Source organism: Enterobacter sp. MGH119 (assembly GCF_001037675.1).
Classification (GTDB): Bacteria; Pseudomonadota; Gammaproteobacteria; order Enterobacterales; family Enterobacteriaceae; genus Enterobacter; species Enterobacter hormaechei_C.
In genome coordinates this window covers 1089780-1107478 of the sequence record NZ_KQ089929.1, presented here as the reverse complement: position 1 = coordinate 1107478, position 17699 = coordinate 1089780, and the positions used below count along the sequence as shown (strand labels likewise).

Genomic DNA, 17699 nt, shown 5'->3' with positions numbered 1-17699 from the left:
ACAATAATGTGAGTACCCTGCGATGATAAATACAACAAAGCTTGATCCGATCGAAACCGCGTCCATTGATGAATTGCAGGCGTTGCAGACCGCGCGCCTGAAGTGGACGCTGAACCACGCCTACAACAACGTTCCGATGTACAAACGCAAGTTTGACGCCGCGGGCGTTCACCCTGACGATTTTAACGAGCTGGCGGACCTGCAAAAATTCCCGTGCACCACCAAGCAGGATCTGCGCGACAACTACCCGTTCGATACCTTTGCGGTGCCGATGGAGCAGGTGGTGCGCATCCACGCCTCGTCGGGCACCACCGGAAAGCCGACCGTGGTGGGATATACCCAGAATGATATCGACAACTGGGCCAATATCGTCGCCCGTTCCCTGCGCGCCGCCGGGGGCAGCGCGAAGGATAAAATTCACGTGGCCTACGGCTACGGGCTATTCACCGGCGGGCTGGGGGCGCACTACGGTGCCGAGCGTCTGGGTGCGACGGTGATCCCGATGTCCGGCGGCCAGACGGAGAAGCAGGCGCAGCTGATCCGCGATTTTCAGCCGGATATGATCATGGTGACGCCCTCATACTGCCTGAATTTAATTGAAGAGCTGGAGCGTCAGATGGGCGGTGACGCCAGCGCCTGTTCCCTGCGCGTCGGCGTGTTTGGCGCCGAGCCGTGGACGCAGGCGATGCGCCGCGAAATTGAAAAACGGCTGGGCATTACCGCGCTGGATATATATGGTCTCTCCGAAGTGATGGGGCCGGGCGTGGCGATGGAGTGTCTTGAAACCGCTGACGGCCCGACCATCTGGGAAGATCACTTCTACCCGGAGATCGTCAACCCGAATGACGGCACGCCGCTGGCCGACGGCGAGCAGGGCGAACTGCTGTTCACCACCCTGACCAAAGAGGCGCTGCCGGTGATCCGCTACCGCACCCGCGACCTGACGCGCCTGCTGCCGGGCACTGCACGCACCATGCGCCGGATGGATCGCATCAGCGGGCGCAGCGACGACATGCTCATCATTCGCGGCGTGAACGTCTTCCCGTCACAGCTGGAAGAGGAGATCGTTAAGTTCGAACATCTTTCGCCACACTATCAGCTGGAGGTGAACCGCCGCGGGCATCTTGATTCACTTTCGGTGAAGGTCGAGCTGAAACAGAGCAGCTTAACGCTGACCCATGAGCAGCGCTGTCAGGTCTGCCATCAGCTGCGTCATCGGATTAAATCGATGGTGGGGATCTCGACCGACGTGATGATCGTTAACTGTGGCAGCATACCGCGCTCCGAGGGTAAAGCTTGCCGGGTGTTTGATTTGCGTAAAGTGGCAGCCAACGGTTGAATTCCCTCACCCCAGCCCTCTCCCACATGGGAGAGGGTGTATTAATTTCCCTCTCCCTTTGGGAGAGGGTTAGGGTGAGGGTACACTCCAGATTCGTATGCTATGATTCATCCAGGAAAAAAATAACAACAGAATGAATCACATGAATAAACTTGATGCCTTTATCCAGCATGCAGTCAGCTCTGTTCCCGTCAGCGGAACGTCGCTTATCTCCTCACTGTATGGCGACGCGCTTTCGCACCGCGGCGGAGAGATCTGGCTCGGCAGCCTGGCGGCCCTGCTGGAAGGGATGGGATTTGGCGAGCGCTTTGTGCGCACCGCGCTGTTTCGCCTCAACAAAGAGGGCTGGCTGGATGTGTCCCGCATTGGCCGCCGCAGCTTTTACCGTCTCAGCGACAAGGGGCTGCGTTTGACACGCCGCGCGGAAAATAAAATCTACCGTGCGGAACTGCCGGCGTGGGATGGCAAATGGCTGCTGCTGCTCTCCGAGGGGCTGGATAAAACCACCCTCGCGGACGTGAAAAAACAGCTCATCTGGCAAGGGTTCGGCACGCTGGCGCCGAGCCTGATGGCCTCGCCGTCGCAGAACCTGGCGGACGTGCAGTCTCTGCTGCATGACGCGGGCGTGGCGGAAAACGTCATTTTCTTTGAGGCCCATTCACCGCTGGCCTTATCACGTGCGGCGTTACGAGCCCGCGTGGAAGAGTGCTGGCAGTTGACCGAACAAAACGCGATGTACGAAACGTTTATCAACTCGTTCCGTCCGCTGTTGCCGCTGCTGAAAGAAGCGCCGCCTGAGGATTTGACCCCGGAACGCTGCTTCCAGATCCAGCTGTTACTCATTCATTTTTATCGTCGCGTGGTGCTGAAAGATCCGCTGTTGCCGGAGGAGTTACTCCCTGCGCACTGGGCGGGACAGAGCGCGCGACAGCTGTGCATTAACATCTACCAGCGCGTGGCGGCGGGAGCCCTGGCGTTTGTCAGTGAGAAGGGGGAAACCTCTGTGGGCGAGCTGCCCGCTCCCGGCACGCTTTATCACCAGCGTTTTGGTGGTCTGAATATCACATAAGGAGAGGGTATGCCTGTTTATCAAATTGATGGTCTGACGCCGGTCGTGCCTGAAGAGAGCTATGTTCACCCGACCGCGGTGCTGATTGGCGACGTGATCCTCGGCAAAGGCGTTTACGTGGGGCCCAACGCCAGCCTGCGCGGCGATTTTGGCCGGATCGTGGTGAAAGACGGCGCGAACATCCAGGATAACTGCGTGATGCACGGTTTTCCGGAGCAGGACACGGTGGTGGAAGAGGACGGGCATATCGGCCACAGCGCGATCCTGCACGGCTGCATTATCCGCCGTAATGCGCTGGTGGGGATGAATGCGGTCGTGATGGACGGGGCGACGATCGGCGAAAACAGCATCGTTGGGGCGGCGGCGTTTGTGAAGGCCAAAGCGGAAATGCCTGCGAATCACTTAATTCTTGGCAGTCCGGCGAAAGCGATTCGTGAGCTAAGTGCGCAGGAAATAGAGTGGAAAAAGCAGGGCACGCGGGAGTATCAGGTGCTGGTGGACCGTTGTAAGCAGACGCTGCACCAGGTGGAGCCGCTGCGTGAAGAAGAGCCAGGACGCAAACGGCTGGTCTTCGATGAGAATTTACGGCCTAAGTCGGCTGGCCGGGATAAATAAGGCTGTTCGCTCCCGCACGTTGATCAAGGCGTGAAAATGAGCTCAATACGCATCCGGCAGGGGCCGGTCAATCGACACCAGCTTTCCGCGCTTCATGGTGATATATCCCCCGGCTTTAAGATCTGCCAGCACGCGAAAGACATGCGTTCGTGACAGGCTAGTGCGCTTGATGATAAACAGCGCCAGGCCCTCATTCTCTCCCGTGTGGGTCTCCTGCCGATAGAGATAGCGGTACAGCATTGGTTTGATGGTCTGGTAGCTGGTGACCTGCCTGCGTTCATTGTGCAGGTCGATGGTAAATATGGACATGTAGGTCAGTATGGTGGCCAGCGCCTGCATGCGCTCAGGCCCGCCCTGGAAAAATATCTGGTCGAAGTCGACCCAGGATATTCTCACCAGCTTCACCTTCGCACTGCTGCGATATTCATACTTCGCCAGTGGACAATACCTTTCCATTAACCCTATCGGCATATACTCGATAGTATTGCCAATATTAAGGCCATCATCAGGCATTAATATCGTCAGCGACCCTTCAGTGCAAAAATAGATATAGCCAGGCTCGACGGTGAGTTTTTTATTTGCGGCAACGGTTAAGGCCTCGCCTTTACAAAGCATGTGCGGAAAAAATTGCCCAATATTGAGTTGCTGATAATAGGTATGGATATCCTGAAAATTCACGCTAAGCCTCTCCCCGCAACGTTTGCCGTGGTAGCGAGTATAGCAGCAATAGGCCCCGAATTACGAACCCATAAATAACCAGTCCCATATGGGACTATGATGGAAAGGTATTCTGTTTAGAATGGTCGTCAATGAGTTCGCATTAAAATTATCCGCCAACAGTAAATATCCAGGCGGCGCAATTAATCTATGAGGCCATTCAATGAAATTAACCCTAATTGCTAAACATCTGGCGCTTGCCGGTGTGTTGACGTCGCTGTCGCTTTCCGCGTTTGCGGAAGTACAGCCGCAGGATGCCACTGCCACGACCCGGCAGGTAAATAACGCCCTGTATAACAAATTACCGTTTGCCGATAAAACCGACTTTGAGAACGCCCATAAAGGTTTTATCGCCCCGCTGCCGCAAAACATGATTAAAGGCGAGCAGGGGAACGTTATCTGGAACCCGGCGAAATATGATTTCGTGAAAGAGGGTGAGAAAGCCCCGGATACGGTAAACCCGAGCCTGTGGCGTCAGTCACAGTTGATCAACATTGGCGGGCTGTTTAAGGTCACCGACGGCGTGTATCAGATCCGTAATCTCGATCTCTCCAACATGACCATCATTGAGGGCGAGAAGGGCATTACCGTTATCGACCCGCTGTTAAGCGCTGAACCGGCGAAAGAAGCGCTGGATCTCTACTATGCAAACCGCGGCAAGAAACCGGTCGTCGCTGTGGTGATCACCCACAGCCACGTTGACCACTATGGCGGCCTGCGCGGCGTGGTTGACGAAGCTGACGTCAAGTCTGGCAAAGTGAAAATCTACGCGCCGGATGGCTTTATGAAAGAGGCGGTTTCCGAAAACATTATGGCCGGAAACGCGATGAGCCGCCGTGCGAGCTATATGTACGGCAACCTGCTGAAGCCGGATGCAAAAGGCCAGGTGGGTGCAGGCCTTGGCACCACCACCTCTGCGGGTACTGTCACCCTCATCCCGCCGACCGACTACATTACCCATACCGGTCAGGAAGAAGTGATCGACGGTTTGACCTACGACTTTATGATGGCGCCGGGTTCAGAAGCTCCGTCGGAGATGCTGTGGTACGTCAAAGAGAAGAAAATGATCGAGGCCGCAGAGGACGTGACCCATACTCTGCACAACACCTACTCCCTGCGCGGCGCGAAAATCCGCGATCCGCTGGCCTGGTCTAAGTACATCAACGCTGCCATTGAGCGCTGGGGGGCGGACGCGGAAGTGATTATTGCGCAGCACCACTGGCCGACCTGGGGCAACGAGAATATCGTCAAGCTGATGAAAGGCCAGCGCGATATGTATCGCTACATCAACGACCAGACCCTGCGTATGGCAAACAAGGGGCTCACCCGCGACGAGATCGCCGCCGAGTTTAAACTGCCGGAATCGCTGGAAAAACAGTGGGCGAGCCGCGGTTACTACGGCTCCGTTAGCCACGACGTCAAAGCCACCTACGTGTTTTATCTCGGATGGTTCGACGGCAACCCGGCAACCCTCGACGAGCTGCCGCCTGAACTGGCTGCGAAGAAGTTCGTGCAGTACATGGGCGGCGCTGATGCCATCATGCAGAAAGCCAAAGCGGATTATCAGCAGGGTAATTACCGTTGGGTTGCTCAGGTAGTCAGCAAAGTGGTCTTTGCCGATCCTAACAACCAGGCTGCCCGTAATCTGGAAGCCGACGCGCTGGAGCAGTTAGGTTACCAGGCGGAAGCGGGCACCTGGCGTAACTTCTACCTGACCGGCGCGCAAGAACTGCGTAATGGCGTGAAGAAGCTGCCGACGCCGAACACCGCCAGCCCGGATACCGTGCGGGCGATGACCCCGGAAATGTTCTTCGACTACCTGGGTGTGCACATCAACGGGGTACGGGCCGGTAACGCGAAGGCGGTCTTCAATGTCGATCTCGGTAAGGATGGCGGCAAATACAAGCTGGAGCTGGAAAACGGCGTGCTGAACCATACCGCCAACGCGCAGGCGAAGGATGCTGACGCAACCATCACGCTGGACCGTACCACGCTGAACAACATCATCCTTAAGAAAGAGACGTTGAAGCAGGCGATGGATAAGGGTGACGTGAAGGTGAGCGGAAACGGGGCGAAGCTGGAAGAGATGCTGAGCTACATGGACACATTTGACTTCTGGTTCAATATTGTGACGCCATAAGTTTAGCGTTCATCCTGGTTAATCCTGGCGCCTTGTTGCGATAAGGCGCCATTTTTTTATTCACGCATTGCCAGCGCGCTCGCGCTTGCCGGATCGAACAGCGAAATACTCTCGATCTGATCCAGCATGATCACTTTGCGAAAATCCATGGCGCTTTTGGGCTCTGAATCGAGCGTAATATCATGCTCGGCATACCATTTGCTGTAGTTATGTTCGATACAGAGCTGCATGTTTTTCCCGTCACGGTAGCCGCTCAACATCGGAATAAGCACGATATTGGCCGTTTTTTCATACTCCAGCGTGGCGGTATGGATCATCCCAATATAGATCCGCCGCGATTTCAGCGTGACGTGCGCCAGTTCACCTTCCTCCATGCACTGATAGAGCAGCTGTTCAATCCCGTTCGATTGCGCCAGCCGCTTGTAGAGCTTTTTTCGGCCTTCGCCGTCCAGCCGCGCGCTCCCGGCCCAGTTCGAGCGGTAGAGACAGAACAGGATCGCGAAGGTCAGCATTACCACCACCGGGGCCTGAATCCCCAGGAAGCTCCAGTTCATAAAATCAATTTGCCAGTCGGCATATTTTGCAGACGTGAAATGGAACGTGTTATCGGCGGCGGAGAGGGCGAACAACAGCAGCCACAACAGGCCGGTGGCGATCACTCCCTGAAGAACAAAAATACAGCCATACAGCGCCACAAGAAAATAGACGTCCCAGCCGAATGAACGCTTAATTTTGAACCGGGTTGAGAGATCGCGGCTGGTGTACCAATAGCCGCATACCATCAATACCATGAATATTGCCGTACCCATTTCAGGCCCTCTTCAGCGCGTTGACATGGCGCAGAAAGTCCTGCCGCACCTCGTGGCTTTTGTAGTTAACCGAGGCGTTTCCATCCTGATCGATGATGATGCGGTCGCCATCCTCTACGGCTTCGATAATTTCCTGGTGACTCATGACCTGCAACAAGGATTCCGGGCTGGAAAAGAGCGTCATCAGTAAATGTTTCATCGCGTGACATCCTTATGAATTAAAAGGATAAGTCTGGAAGATAAATGGCACCTTTGCCTTAAGGTTATCCCTAAAAAAACGGCAGCCTGGCGGCGAAATTAAACTTTATGCACAAAATGGTTGCGCGAGGTAACATTTCAGGTCTTTGAAAAATAATAAGAATAAAAAATATACCTGCGCAAACTTGGACAAATAACGTTAATTGTGTAAGTTTAAATTATGCGATTTCGCTACGTTGTTTACACCCAGGATGTGACCCATGAGCACGTTGCCGTCCGTCATCAGTCGGTTCGTTGATTACTACGCCACGCTGGATACCCAGCCACCTTCGGCGCTGGCGGGGATTTATCGCGCCGATGCCACGCTTATCGATCCCTTTGGCGAACATAGCGGGGTGTTCGCGATCCAGCGCTATTTCACCCATCTGCTGGCTAACGTCCAGCACTGTCGCTTTACCGTTGATGCGCCGTTGCAGCAGGGCGATCGCTTTGTGGTCACCTGGATGATGCACTGGTCGCACCCGCGTATTGCCCGGGGTGCAGTGCGACAGCTGCCGGGCTGCTCCGTGGTAGACATGCGCGACGATCGCATTGTTCGCCAGCGGGATTACTACGATGCCGGAGAGATGATTTACGAACATCTCCCGATACTCGGCTGGGCCGTACGCGGCGTGAAGCGGAGAGTGAAATCATGAAAACGGTTCTGATCACCGGCGCAAGCTCGGGCATCGGGGCGGGGCTGGCGAAATCTTTTGCCGACGATGGTTACCGGGTGATTGCCTGCGGGCGCGATGCGCAACGTCTGGCCGCTGTGCATCAGCACAGCCCCAACATCACGGTGCGCCTGTTCGATATGACAGACAGGGACGCCTGTCGCCAGGCGCTGGCGGACTGTGCTGCCGACACGGTGATTCTCTGCGCCGGAACCTGCGAGTATCTCGACCGCGGCGAGGTGGATGCCGAGCTGGTGGCGCGGGTCATGACCACCAATTTCATGGGGCCGGTAAACTGCCTTGCGGCGTTGCAGCCGCAACTGGTATCCGGCAACCGCGTGGTGCTGGTCAGTTCGATGGCGCACTGGCTTCACTTCCCGCGAGCCGAAGCCTATGGGGCCTCTAAAGCGGCGTTAACCTGGTTTGCCGACACGCTGCGCCTCGACTGGGAACCGAAAGGGATTGCCGTCACGGTCGTTTCACCCGGTTTTGTCGACACGCCGCTGACCCGCAAAAACGATTTCCCGATGCCGGGCCGGGTCAGCGTGGGGGACGCCGTCCACGCCATTCGTCGCGGTCTGGCAAAAGGGAAGGATCACATCGCGTTTCCCGCCGGGTTCAGCCTGGCGCTGCGCCTGCTTTCCGGCCTGCCCGATGTACTTCAGCGCGCACTGCTGCGCAGGATGGTGCGACCATGAAAATCGCAATTATCGGCAGCGGCATCGCCGGGTTAACCTGTGCCTGGCGGCTCGCCGGACATCATCAGATCACGGTGTTTGAGGCGCAGGCCACCCCGGGCGGCCATACTGCAACGGTAGATGTCGACACGCCCCAGGGTACCTTTGCCATCGATACCGGTTTTATCGTCTACAACGACCGCACCTATCCGCGCTTCATGGGGCTGCTCAGCGAACTGGGCATCAGCGGGCAAAAAACGCAGATGAGTTTTTCGGTACATAACCCGCAGAGCGGGCTGGAGTACAACGGCCACACGCTGACGTCGCTGTTCGCCCAGCGTCGTAATCTGCTGAACCCTGCCTTCTGGACGCTACTGAAGGAGATCGTGCGCTTTAACCGGCTGGCGAAACAGACGCTCCGGGGCGAAGTCGATGGATCCGCCACGCTGGAAACGTTCCTGCGCCAGCACCGCTTTACGCCCTTTTTTGCGCGCCACTACATCCTGCCAATGGGAGCGGCTATCTGGTCGTCGTCGCTACAGGAGATGAAACGCTTTCCGCTGCCGCTCTTTTTACGCTTTTTTGAAAACCACGGTCTGCTGGACATTACCCATCGTCCGCAGTGGTACGTCGTGCCAGGCGGCTCCCGGGAGTATATCCGCGCGATGATGGACAAGCTTGGCGATCGCCTGACGCTGCACCTCAACGCGCCGGTTCAGAAGGTTGTTCGCCACGATCGTGGCGTCGATATTGAGCGGGAAGGCGTCACTCATACCTTCGATCAGGTGATCTTCGCCTGTCACTCTGCTCAGGCGCTGGCGATGCTCGCCAGCCCAACGCAGGCTGAACGTGAGGTGCTGGGTGATATCGGCTGGCAGCGTAACGAGGTGGTGCTTCACAGCGATCCGCGCTGGCTGCCGGTGCGCAAGCGCGCGTGGGCGAGCTGGAACTACCGCCTCAGCGAACAGGATCGGGCCAGCGCCTGCGTCACCTACAACATGAATATCTTGCAGGGACTGCCGCCGGGTAGCCCGCTGTTTTGCGTCACCCTCAACCCGGAAACGCCGGTGGAAGAACGCTATGTGCTGCGCCGCTTTGTCTATGAGCATCCGCTTTTTAACCCGCAAAGCTGGCAAGCTCAGGCCCGGCGCGGCGAAATAAATGGTCGCCATCGGAGCTGGTTCTGCGGCGCGTACTGGTACAACGGCTTCCACGAAGATGGCGTGCGCAGTGCGCTGGACGTGGTCAACGCTATCGCGGCCGGGGAGGGCAACTGAGATGAAGAGCTGCCTTTACCACGGTACATTGCGCCATCGTCGGCTTGCGCCGAAAGCGCACCATTTTACCTATAGCGTGTTTATGGCGTGGCTCGATCTCGATGAGCTGGACGCGCTGCCCTCTGTCGGCGTGCGTCGTAACCGCGTTGCGCCCGCGGCATTTTATGATGCGGATTACCCGCTGGGCACGCCGCTCAAAGCGCGTGTCCTTGAGCGTCTGGAAAAGCTGACCGGCGAACGTCCGGCGGGGCGGGTCATGCTTCTGACTCAGCTGCGCTATTTCGGTTTTCATTTCAACCCGGTCAATTTTTACTACTGCTATGACGGCGAAGACACTCTGCGCTGGGTTCTCGCCGAAGTGCGTAACACGCCGTGGAATGAACGACATTACTACGCGGTAGCGGGGCGGGACGCCCCGCCGACGGAGAAAGCGTTTCACGTCTCGCCCTTTAATCCGATGGATATGGTTTACCACTGGCGCTTCAACAGCCCGGACAGCACGCTGCGCATGCATATCGAAAACCATCAGGAGACGAAGGTGTTTGATGCCACCCTGACGCTACGCCGGGCGACGCTGACGCGCGCAGCGCTGCGTTCGCTGCTGGCGCGGATCCCGTTGATGACCCTCAAAACCGTTTTCGCCATTTACTGGCAGGCGCTCAGGCTGTGGCTGAAGCGCGTGCCGCTGCATAACCATCCCCTCAGCAGGAGTGAACGCTCATGACCGATCCCGTCTTTGCGCTTGAACCCGATATCCCGCGCAACGTCCGCGTCGCGCGATGGTTGCTCTTCCGCCTGCTGAACGGTCTGCGCGGTGGCTCGCTGACGCTGCGTGAAGGCGCGCAGACGTTCCAGTTCGGCGACGCCTCCGCCGCGCTTCATGCTGAGGTGCAGGTACTTGCTCCGGGCGTCTACTGGCGCATTTTAACCGGGGGCAGCCTCGCCGCGGCACAAGCGTGGATGGATGGCGACTGGGAGACGCCCCACCTGACGCCGCTGCTGGAGCTGATTGCACGTAATAGCCAAATCCTCGGGCAGCTGGAAAAAGGGTTTCGCCTGCTCGGGAAACCGGTGGAGCGGCTACGGCACTGGATGCGGCGCAACTCCCGCGCTCAGGCGCGTGAAAATATTGCCGCCCATTACGATCTGGGCAACGCCTTCTACGCCCATTTCCTTGATGAAGACCTGCTGTACTCCAGCGCGCTGTTTAACGGGGACGAGCAGGATTTGAACGCGGCTCAGCAGGCGAAAATGGCCAGGCTGTGCGACCAGCTGGCGCTCACGGCAAACGATCATCTGCTGGAGATTGGCACCGGCTGGGGGGCGATGGCGGAATACGCCGCCCGTCACTACGGCTGTCGGGTGACCACCACCACGCTGTCGCAGGAGCAGTACCACTGGGCCACCGCGCGGATCGCCCGGGCAGGGTTGCAGGATCGCGTTGAGGTGCTGCTTTGCGACTACCGCGATCTGACCGGGGTTTACGACAAACTGGTCTCGGTTGAGATGATCGAAGCCGTCGGCCAACGCTACCTGCCAACGTTTTTCCGTACCTGTCAGGCGCGTCTGCGTCCAGGCGGGCGGATGGCGATTCAGGCCATCACCATTCAGGATCAACGCTATCGCGACTACAGCAAAAGCGTCGATTTTATTCAGCGCTACATCTTCCCCGGCGGCTTTTTGCCCAGCATCACCGCCATGAATGAACTGATGACCCGCCATACCGATTTTGTGGTGCGTAATCTCTTCGATATGGGGCCGGACTACGCCCGCACGTTGGCGCACTGGCGTCAGCGTTTCGTTCACGCCTGGCAGGAGATTGAAAAGCTCGGGTTTGATGACCGTTTCCGGCGGATGTGGCTGTACTACCTCGGCTACTGTGAAGCCGGGTTTAATGCCCGCACCATCAGCGTGGTGCAGCTGACTGCGGAACGCGTATGAAGCGTTACGGGCAGGTATTTCTGTTGGCCATCGGTTTTGATCTCTACTGGACGCTGGTGGTGCTGTTTCGCGAGCAGGGGCTGGTCATCTGGATCGCGCTGGCGGTGCTTGCCTGGCTGTTATTACCGCCATCACACCGGGTATACGCCCTTGTGCTGGCGGCGTCGGGTGCGCTGCTGGACGCCCTCTGGGCGCTGACGGGGCTGATTGCGTTCACAGGCGCGTCCCTGATGCCGCTATGGATGGTGGCGCTGTGGCTAATGTTTGCCACCGTCTGGACGCACCTGACCCGCACGACCACCTTGCCAGGATGGTTGCTGACGGTGCTGGCGACTCTGGGCGGACCGGTAGCCTACCTGATCGGCGAGCATCTTGGGGCCATTACGTTTCAGGAGCCGACCTTTATCGTCGTCAGCTGGATGTTCCCCGGCTGGCTGGTGCTGATGCTGTTTTTCCACCTGTTGATGGGGAGACAACAATGAGAAATCTGGTACTGATGCTCGCGTTATCCGTCTTCACCTGTACCGTGCAGGCGGCAGACTGGCTGAGCTGGCGCAAGGTGGGTGACGCCACCCTCACCTGGGGGCCGTTTACCGTCTATACCTCTCAGCTTCTGACGCCCGACGGCAGCTATACAGGATTAGACGGCGATAATGCGCTGATTATCACCTATGCCCGGGACATCGATGGTGACGACCTGGTCGAGGCGACCCGCGACCAATGGCAGGCGCAGGGCATTTTGCAACAGGAGCCGCAGAGTCAAGCCTGGCTGCGGATGCTAAAAGCGCTCTGGCCCGACGTCACGCCCGGCACGCAGCTCGCGTTTGTGGTTAATAACGGCCAGGGACAATTCTGGTATCGCCCCACGGCGTCGCAGAAAAAATTTACGCCACTCGGGCCACGCCAGACGGCAGCGTTTAGCTCACGCTTTCTGGCGATATGGCTCGATCCCCGCACCGAATATCCTGAACTGCGTCAGCAGTTAACTGGAGGAGCACAATGAAACGTTTCCTGCTAGTGGCGCTTGCCCTGACGATGCTGGTGGCCGGATGTAGCACCGAGGTGACAGAGTATCGTCAGCAGCAGCCACGGCTTGATATTTTTACTTACTTCCAGGGGAAAACCGAGGCGTGGGGGATGGTGCAGGATCGCAGCGGTAAGCAGATCCGCCGTTTTCACGTCGAGATCGCCGGTGATGTTATCGGCGATACGCTGACCCTGAACGAGCATTTTGTCTACGATGACGGCGAAAAGCAGCAGCGCGTCTGGCATATCCGCCGCGTTGGGCAGAATCGCTATGAAGGCACGGCGGATGACATAGAAGGTGTCGCGACAGGCCAGGCGGCGGGCAATGCCCTTAACTGGCGCTACAGCATGAACGTGAAGGCGGACGGCAAAACCTGGCTGCTGCACTTTGATGACTGGATGTATTTGCAGGACAGCACCCGTCTGTTCAATAAAACGGAGATGAAGAAATTTGGCGTCACCGTCGCCACGGTGACGCTGTTCTTTACCCGCAAAGAGGGCGGTTAATCCTCTTCGGGCTGAGGTTTACTGCTTGAGTAGATGAAGAAGAGCGCAATACTCAGGCAGACGACGGCCCCGAAACGGCTCACTGAAAACGGAATGGCTTCATTGTTCAGCCAGCCAAAGTTATCAATCAGCATGCTCATGGCCAGCTGGCCCAGGATAACCGCTACCGTGGCAACAGCGGTCCCGATGCGCTGCACCGCGAGCACCATAATCACGATATAGGGCACGCCGCACAGGGCGCCCAGAAGCTGCCATTTGGGTACATCCATCAGGCTGACCGCCTGTTTCGGCTCAAAAAAGAAGATCAGCAGGGCGGTCACCAGCGCGCCGACGGAAAACGTCAGAAACGCGCTTTTGAATACCCCCACGCTGCTGCCTAATTGCCCGTTAATGGCAGCCTGAATGCTCAGCGTTGCGCCGCCAATCACCGCCAGAATAATCATAATCACTGTCATAACGTTACCCCTGCGCCACGAGAATGAGCGCGGCGATGATAAATCCCAGCGCAATAATGCGTTTTGTATCGATCCTGCGGTGCGGCGTACCCAGCAGGCCATAGTGGTCGATAATCAGGCTTTTAAAAACCTGGCCTGCCAGAATGCCGATCATCGTCATGGCAATGCCGATCGCAGGCGTGGCAATGGTGAGAATGATGACGTAAACCGGGCCGAGCACGCCGCCCAACAGGTGCCATGAAGGCTGCGCAAAAAATGAGGGACTGTTGCGGGGGCTGAAAAACAGCATCAGCAGAAACGTTAGCCCCGTTCCCACACTAAATATGCTGAACGCCGCCCACAGGTCGCCCACCTCTGCGCCCAGCGGCCCCAGCAGCCCGGCTTCCACGGACAGCCCCATGCCACCGGCAATCACCAGTAAAATTAAAATAATGTGCATAACGCTTTTTCTCCTTTTTCCAGGCGGTGAAGATTACGTCTGAACATCATTGAGAAAAATGCCATAATGCAGGAAACACCTGTGCAGGAAATGCATTAATGATGGATGCCGGACATATCAGCATTCGCGCGCTGCTGATCTTCATCGACGTTTATGAAACGCAGAATTTCTCCGTGGTGGCGAGGCGGGAAGGGATTTCTGCGTCGCAGGTCTCACGCGTGATCCACCAGCTTGAGGACGCCCTCGGGCAACAGCTTTTCTACCGCAACACGCGGGCGATTATGCCCACAGAGAGCGGGCATCTTTTTGTGCGCTATGCCCGGGCAATGGCCGGGAATATGGAGGACGCGCGACGCGAGCTGGATGAACGCGCCCGCGAGCCGTCGGGCACGCTGCGTATCAATGGCCCGGTCTTTTTCGGACAGAGGCACATCGCGCCGGGCCTGCCGGGGCTTCTGGCGCGTTACCCTCGCCTCTCCATTGAACTGACCCTCACCGACGATTTTATCGATCCGCACCGTGACGCCGCGGACGTTATCTTCCGCATCGGCGCGCTGACGGACTCCTCGTTTCACGCCCGGGTGTTCGGGCAGCAGTTCTACCATCTGGCGGCCTCGCCGGACTATCTGCAAAAACATGGCGCGCCCGAGGGGCCGGACGATCTCAGCCGTCACCACTGTCTGGTTTACCGCGGCTCGTCCGGGCCTAACCGCTGGCTGATCCGACAGCCGGGCGAGGCGTGGGTTCACTATCCCATCGTACCGCTGATGACTTCCAATAACGCGGAAACGCTCCTGATTGCGGCGCTGGGCGGTATGGGCGTTGTGCTTTTCCCGGACTGGATGGTGAGCGAACGACTCAAAAGCGGTGAGCTGGTGGCACTGCTGCCGGAAATGGAGTGTTCAATTAATACGGAGCCATTGACGATTGCGGCGATTTACCCGAACGCGCGTCATCCGCCCCTGAACGTCAGGGCGGTGATTGATTACTATATTGAGCGATTCGGTACGCCGCTGTACTGGCAAACCTGAAGGTTAGCGGGCAAGCTCGCGACGGATAATGTCAGCCCCGGCGCTTAACGCCTTCAGCTTACCGTTGGCGACCTGGCGGGAAAGGGGAGCCATACCGCAGTTGGTGGACGGATAGAGCTTATCTGCATCAACAAACTGCAACGCCTTGCGCAGCGTATCGGCGACCTCTTCAGGCGTTTCGATGGTCTGGGTGGCGACGTCAATTGCCCCGACCATCACTTTTTTACCACGGATAAGCTCCAGCAGATCCATTGGTACGCGCGAGTTGTGGCACTCCAGCGAGATAATATCGATCTTTGAGGTCTGCAACTTAGGAAACGCCTCTTCATACTGGCGCCACTCGGAGCCGAGCGTCTTTTTCCAGTCCGTATTGGCTTTGATGCCGTACCCGTAACAGATATGTACCGCGGTTTCGCATTTCAGTCCTTCAATGGCGCGCTCCAGCGCGGCAATGCCCCAGTCATTCACCTCGTCGAAAAAGACGTTAAAGGCAGGTTCATCGAACTGAATAATGTCGACACCGGCCGCCTCCAGCTCGCGGGCTTCCTGATTAAGGATTTTTGCGAACTCCCAGGCCAGCTTTTCACGGCTTTTATAGTGAGCATCGTATAGCGTGTCGATCATGGTCATCGGGCCGGGCAGCGCCCACTTGATCGGCTTGTCCGTCAGCTGGCGCAGGTATTTCGCGTCGTCAACAAACACCGGTTTCTGACGCGCCACCGCGTCTACCACGGTCGGCACGCTCGCATCGTAACGGTTACGGATGCGTACCGTCTGACGGTTCTCAAAATCCACGCCGCTGAGATGTTCAATAAAGGTGGTGACGAAATGCTGGCGAGTTTGTTCCCCGTCGCTGACGATATCAATCCCGGCGCGAATCTGTTCATCCAGAGACAAACGTAGCGCATCCTGTTTCCCTGCAAGTAATTCCTCGTCCTGGAGTTTCCACGGCGACCAGAGCGTTTCCGGCTGCGCAAGCCAGGTGGGTTTCGGCAGGCTGCCAGCCGTCGATGTCGGGAGCAATGTTTTCATGAGAAGAACCTTTTATCCGTATTAAATGAAAGCGTGAAGTGATGAGACCACTGCTCAAGAAGGGTTTTGTAGGGTTTGATAAACCGCTCTTCGGTATATTTCCCCTGTTCAATGGCCAGCCGGCTGCGCTCTTCACGGTCATAGACGATTTTTGTTAATGAGTGATCCTGCTGATTCAGGTCGGGCTGATAGCACTGTCCCGCAGCGGAATTGGCATTGTAAATTTCCGGTCGATAGATCTTCTGGAACGTCTCCATGGTGCTGATGGTGCCGATCAGCTCCAGATTGGTGTAATCACGCAGTAAATCGCCGGTGAAGAAGAAGGCGAAAGGCGCGACGCTGTTTTCCGGCATGAAATAGCGAACCTTCAGGCCCATCTTCGCGAAGTACTGTTCCGTTAGCGACTCGCCGTCCGGCTGGTACTCATACCCCAGCACCGGGTGGTGGTTACCGGTACGACGATAGGTGTCTTTGCTGGAGACGCTCAGGCAGATCACCGGCGCTTTTTTGAAGTTCGCCTGATATTCCTCAGAATGAACGAAGCTTTTAAAGATATTGCCGTGCAGCTCGCCAAAATTCTCGGGGAGGGTAAAACGGGGTTGATCTTTATTATGCTCCAGCAGCAGGACGCTGAAATCATAGTCACGAACATACGATGAGAAGTTATTTCCGACGATGCCTTCGATGCGCTCGTGGGTTTTTTTATCCACGATTGTCGTTTGCAGAATTTCGATGGCCGGGAAAGTAAAATCGCCGCCGATATTCATATCGACTGAAATAATCTCCAGCTCGACGGCATAGCGGTCAGCTTTCGGGTTATCCCAGCTCGCCAGCGCGTTAAAGCGGTTGTTGATCATCACCAGCGTGTTGCGCAGGTTCTCCTGACGCTTCTCGCCACGCGCCAGGTTGGCGAAGTTGGTGGTGGTACGCGTGTTTTCTGACGGGTTATAATTTTCATCAAAGCAACTGCGCTTAAGGGTAAATGTGAAAGCCTGACTCATTTGGTTATGCATCCTAAGTTCATGTTGCCGGAACGTTATCAATGCATAATTTATGCCTGAGCCCCTGGCGCAGGGGAAGTGACTTAATTTCACTGCAACATGAGGGTTCTTCATGAACTGCGCGATTCAGGTATAATCCCCCGACATTTCCAACCGGTTTAAACGAACATGACAAAACTCACCCTACAAGAGCAGATGCTGAAAGCGGGCTTAGTCAGCAGTAAAAAGATGGCCAAGGTCCAGCGCACGGCGAAAAAATCCCGCGTCCAGGCTCGCGAGGCGAGAGAGGCTGTTGAAGAGAACAAGAAAGCCCAGCTGGAGCGTGATAAGCAGCTGAGCGAACAGCAAAAACAGGCGGTGCTGGCAAAAGAGTTCAGGGCGCAGGTGAAGCAGCTGATTGAGATGAACCGCATCACCGTGGCGAAGGGCAACATTACCTTTAACTTTACCGACGGCAACCTGATCAAAAAAATCGAGGTCGATAAGCAGACGCAAACCCAGCTGATCAACGGCCGTCTGGCGATTGCCCGACTGGTGATTAATGCGAAGGGCGACTGTGATTACGCGATTATCCCGGCGGTGGTGGCGGATAAAATTGCCCAGCGCGATGCGGACAGCATTGTGCTTAACAGCGCGCTGAGTCAGGAAGAGCAGGACGAAGACGATCCGTACGCAGACTTTAAAATCCCTGACGATTTAATGTGGTAATCCCC

General features: G+C 56.7%; 21 protein-coding genes. 14 read left to right on the top strand and 7 right to left on the bottom strand.

All coding sequences use genetic code 11. The annotated features are described in order from the left end of the window. Positions 1 to 22 precede the first annotated feature (22 nt). The 3 genes from paaK (at position 23) to paaY (ending at position 3023) form a co-directional block, all read left to right on the top strand. Positions 23 to 1339, top strand: coding sequence for a phenylacetate--CoA ligase PaaK (gene paaK, locus SK53_RS05130; RefSeq protein ID WP_022648028.1), 1317 nt, complete (start codon positions 23 to 25; stop codon positions 1337 to 1339). 133 nt (positions 1340 to 1472) lie between these two features. Continuing rightward, positions 1473 to 2408 (top strand): phenylacetic acid degradation operon negative regulatory protein PaaX, encoded by a 936-nt coding sequence (gene paaX, locus SK53_RS05125; RefSeq protein WP_045894319.1) that lies wholly within the window; start codon positions 1473 to 1475, stop codon positions 2406 to 2408. Positions 2409 to 2417: 9 nt separating this feature from the next. Then, positions 2418 to 3023, top strand: a complete 606-nt coding sequence (gene paaY / locus SK53_RS05120; RefSeq protein WP_006810541.1) for a phenylacetic acid degradation protein PaaY — start codon at positions 2418 to 2420, stop codon at positions 3021 to 3023. Between the two features lie 42 nt (positions 3024 to 3065). On the opposite strand, the gene SK53_RS05115 is transcribed toward paaY, so the two are convergent. Then, positions 3066 to 3701 carry a helix-turn-helix domain-containing protein gene (locus tag SK53_RS05115; RefSeq protein WP_048208699.1) on the bottom strand — a complete coding sequence of 212 codons (636 nt, stop codon included), beginning with the start codon at positions 3699 to 3701 and terminating at the stop codon, positions 3066 to 3068. A gap of 202 nt (positions 3702 to 3903) precedes the next feature. On the opposite strand from SK53_RS05115, the gene SK53_RS05110 reads away from it, so the two are divergent. Beyond that, a complete protein-coding gene (locus SK53_RS05110; RefSeq protein ID WP_045894320.1) occupies positions 3904 to 5880 on the top strand; it encodes an alkyl/aryl-sulfatase in 1977 nt (658 codons plus the stop codon). Between the two features lie 56 nt (positions 5881 to 5936). Here the strand turns inward: SK53_RS05110 and SK53_RS05105 are convergent, their stop codons facing one another. Both SK53_RS05105 and SK53_RS05100 read right to left on the bottom strand, forming a co-directional pair. Then, positions 5937 to 6689: a hypothetical protein gene (locus SK53_RS05105; RefSeq protein ID WP_048208698.1), complete on the bottom strand. Its 753-nt coding sequence runs from the start codon at positions 6687 to 6689 to the stop codon at positions 5937 to 5939. A gap of 1 nt (position 6690) precedes the next feature. Continuing rightward, positions 6691 to 6888, bottom strand: coding sequence for a hypothetical protein (locus SK53_RS05100; RefSeq protein WP_003857318.1), 198 nt, complete (start codon positions 6886 to 6888; stop codon positions 6691 to 6693). Between the two features lie 259 nt (positions 6889 to 7147). On the opposite strand from SK53_RS05100, the gene SK53_RS05095 reads away from it, so the two are divergent. Genes SK53_RS05095 through SK53_RS05060 form a run of 8 tightly spaced genes read left to right on the top strand, consistent with a single transcriptional unit; the run spans position 7148 to position 13028 of the window. Beyond that, on the top strand, positions 7148 to 7582 hold the full coding sequence (locus SK53_RS05095; RefSeq protein ID WP_003857316.1) for a nuclear transport factor 2 family protein: 435 nt from the start codon (positions 7148 to 7150) through the stop codon (positions 7580 to 7582). Next, positions 7579 to 8298 (top strand): SDR family NAD(P)-dependent oxidoreductase, encoded by a 720-nt coding sequence (locus SK53_RS05090; RefSeq protein WP_023324604.1) that lies wholly within the window; start codon positions 7579 to 7581, stop codon positions 8296 to 8298. Before SK53_RS05095 ends, SK53_RS05090 begins: the two co-directional genes overlap by 4 nt. Then, on the top strand, positions 8295 to 9554 hold the full coding sequence (locus tag SK53_RS05085; protein ID WP_003857313.1) for an NAD(P)/FAD-dependent oxidoreductase: 1260 nt from the start codon (positions 8295 to 8297) through the stop codon (positions 9552 to 9554). The genes SK53_RS05090 and SK53_RS05085 overlap by 4 nt, the downstream gene beginning before the upstream one ends. Before the next feature lies 1 nt (position 9555). Next, on the top strand, positions 9556 to 10278 hold the full coding sequence (locus tag SK53_RS05080) for a DUF1365 domain-containing protein (RefSeq protein ID WP_045342874.1): 723 nt from the start codon (positions 9556 to 9558) through the stop codon (positions 10276 to 10278). After that, entirely contained in the window at positions 10275 to 11495 is a 1221-nt protein-coding gene (locus tag SK53_RS05075) for an SAM-dependent methyltransferase (protein WP_003857310.1), read from the top strand. Before SK53_RS05080 ends, SK53_RS05075 begins: the two co-directional genes overlap by 4 nt. Beyond that, positions 11492 to 11977 carry a DUF2878 domain-containing protein gene (locus tag SK53_RS05070; RefSeq protein ID WP_003857308.1) on the top strand — a complete coding sequence of 162 codons (486 nt, stop codon included), beginning with the start codon at positions 11492 to 11494 and terminating at the stop codon, positions 11975 to 11977. The genes SK53_RS05075 and SK53_RS05070 overlap by 4 nt, the downstream gene beginning before the upstream one ends. Then, on the top strand, positions 11974 to 12498 hold the full coding sequence (locus SK53_RS05065) for a chalcone isomerase family protein (RefSeq protein ID WP_032658351.1): 525 nt from the start codon (positions 11974 to 11976) through the stop codon (positions 12496 to 12498). Before SK53_RS05070 ends, SK53_RS05065 begins: the two co-directional genes overlap by 4 nt. Continuing rightward, the gene (locus SK53_RS05060) at positions 12495 to 13028 is read left to right on the top strand and encodes a DUF3833 domain-containing protein (RefSeq protein WP_032658352.1); all 534 of its coding nucleotides are present in this window, start codon (positions 12495 to 12497) and stop codon (positions 13026 to 13028) included. The genes SK53_RS05065 and SK53_RS05060 overlap by 4 nt, the downstream gene beginning before the upstream one ends. Here the strand turns inward: SK53_RS05060 and SK53_RS05055 are convergent. Further along, on the bottom strand, positions 13025 to 13483 hold the full coding sequence (locus SK53_RS05055; protein WP_003857305.1) for a DMT family transporter: 459 nt from the start codon (positions 13481 to 13483) through the stop codon (positions 13025 to 13027). The two genes, SK53_RS05060 and SK53_RS05055, sit on opposite strands and share 4 nt — an antisense overlap. Before the next feature lie 4 nt (positions 13484 to 13487). Further along, positions 13488 to 13922 (bottom strand): DMT family transporter, encoded by a 435-nt coding sequence (locus tag SK53_RS05050; RefSeq protein WP_003857304.1) that lies wholly within the window; start codon positions 13920 to 13922, stop codon positions 13488 to 13490. Positions 13923 to 14020: 98 nt separating this feature from the next. Here SK53_RS05050 and SK53_RS05045 point away from each other — a divergent pair, with 98 nt between their 5' ends. Continuing rightward, complete coding sequence (locus SK53_RS05045; protein ID WP_023303693.1) at positions 14021 to 14953, top strand: LysR family transcriptional regulator; 933 nt, start codon at positions 14021 to 14023, stop codon at positions 14951 to 14953. 3 nt (positions 14954 to 14956) lie between these two features. Here SK53_RS05045 and SK53_RS05040 read toward each other — a convergent pair whose 3' ends face one another. Together SK53_RS05040 and SK53_RS05035 are read right to left on the bottom strand one after the other, a co-directional pair. Continuing rightward, complete coding sequence (locus SK53_RS05040) at positions 14957 to 15985, bottom strand: methionine synthase (RefSeq protein WP_003857302.1); 1029 nt, start codon at positions 15983 to 15985, stop codon at positions 14957 to 14959. Next, positions 15982 to 16986, bottom strand: coding sequence for a DUF1852 domain-containing protein (locus SK53_RS05035; protein WP_022651153.1), 1005 nt, complete (start codon positions 16984 to 16986; stop codon positions 15982 to 15984). The genes SK53_RS05040 and SK53_RS05035 overlap by 4 nt, the downstream gene beginning before the upstream one ends. A 168-nt stretch (positions 16987 to 17154) precedes the next feature. Here SK53_RS05035 and SK53_RS05030 point away from each other — a divergent pair, with 168 nt between their 5' ends. After that, positions 17155 to 17694 carry a DUF2058 domain-containing protein gene (locus tag SK53_RS05030; RefSeq protein WP_003857300.1) on the top strand — a complete coding sequence of 180 codons (540 nt, stop codon included), beginning with the start codon at positions 17155 to 17157 and terminating at the stop codon, positions 17692 to 17694. Positions 17695 to 17699 lie beyond the last annotated feature (5 nt).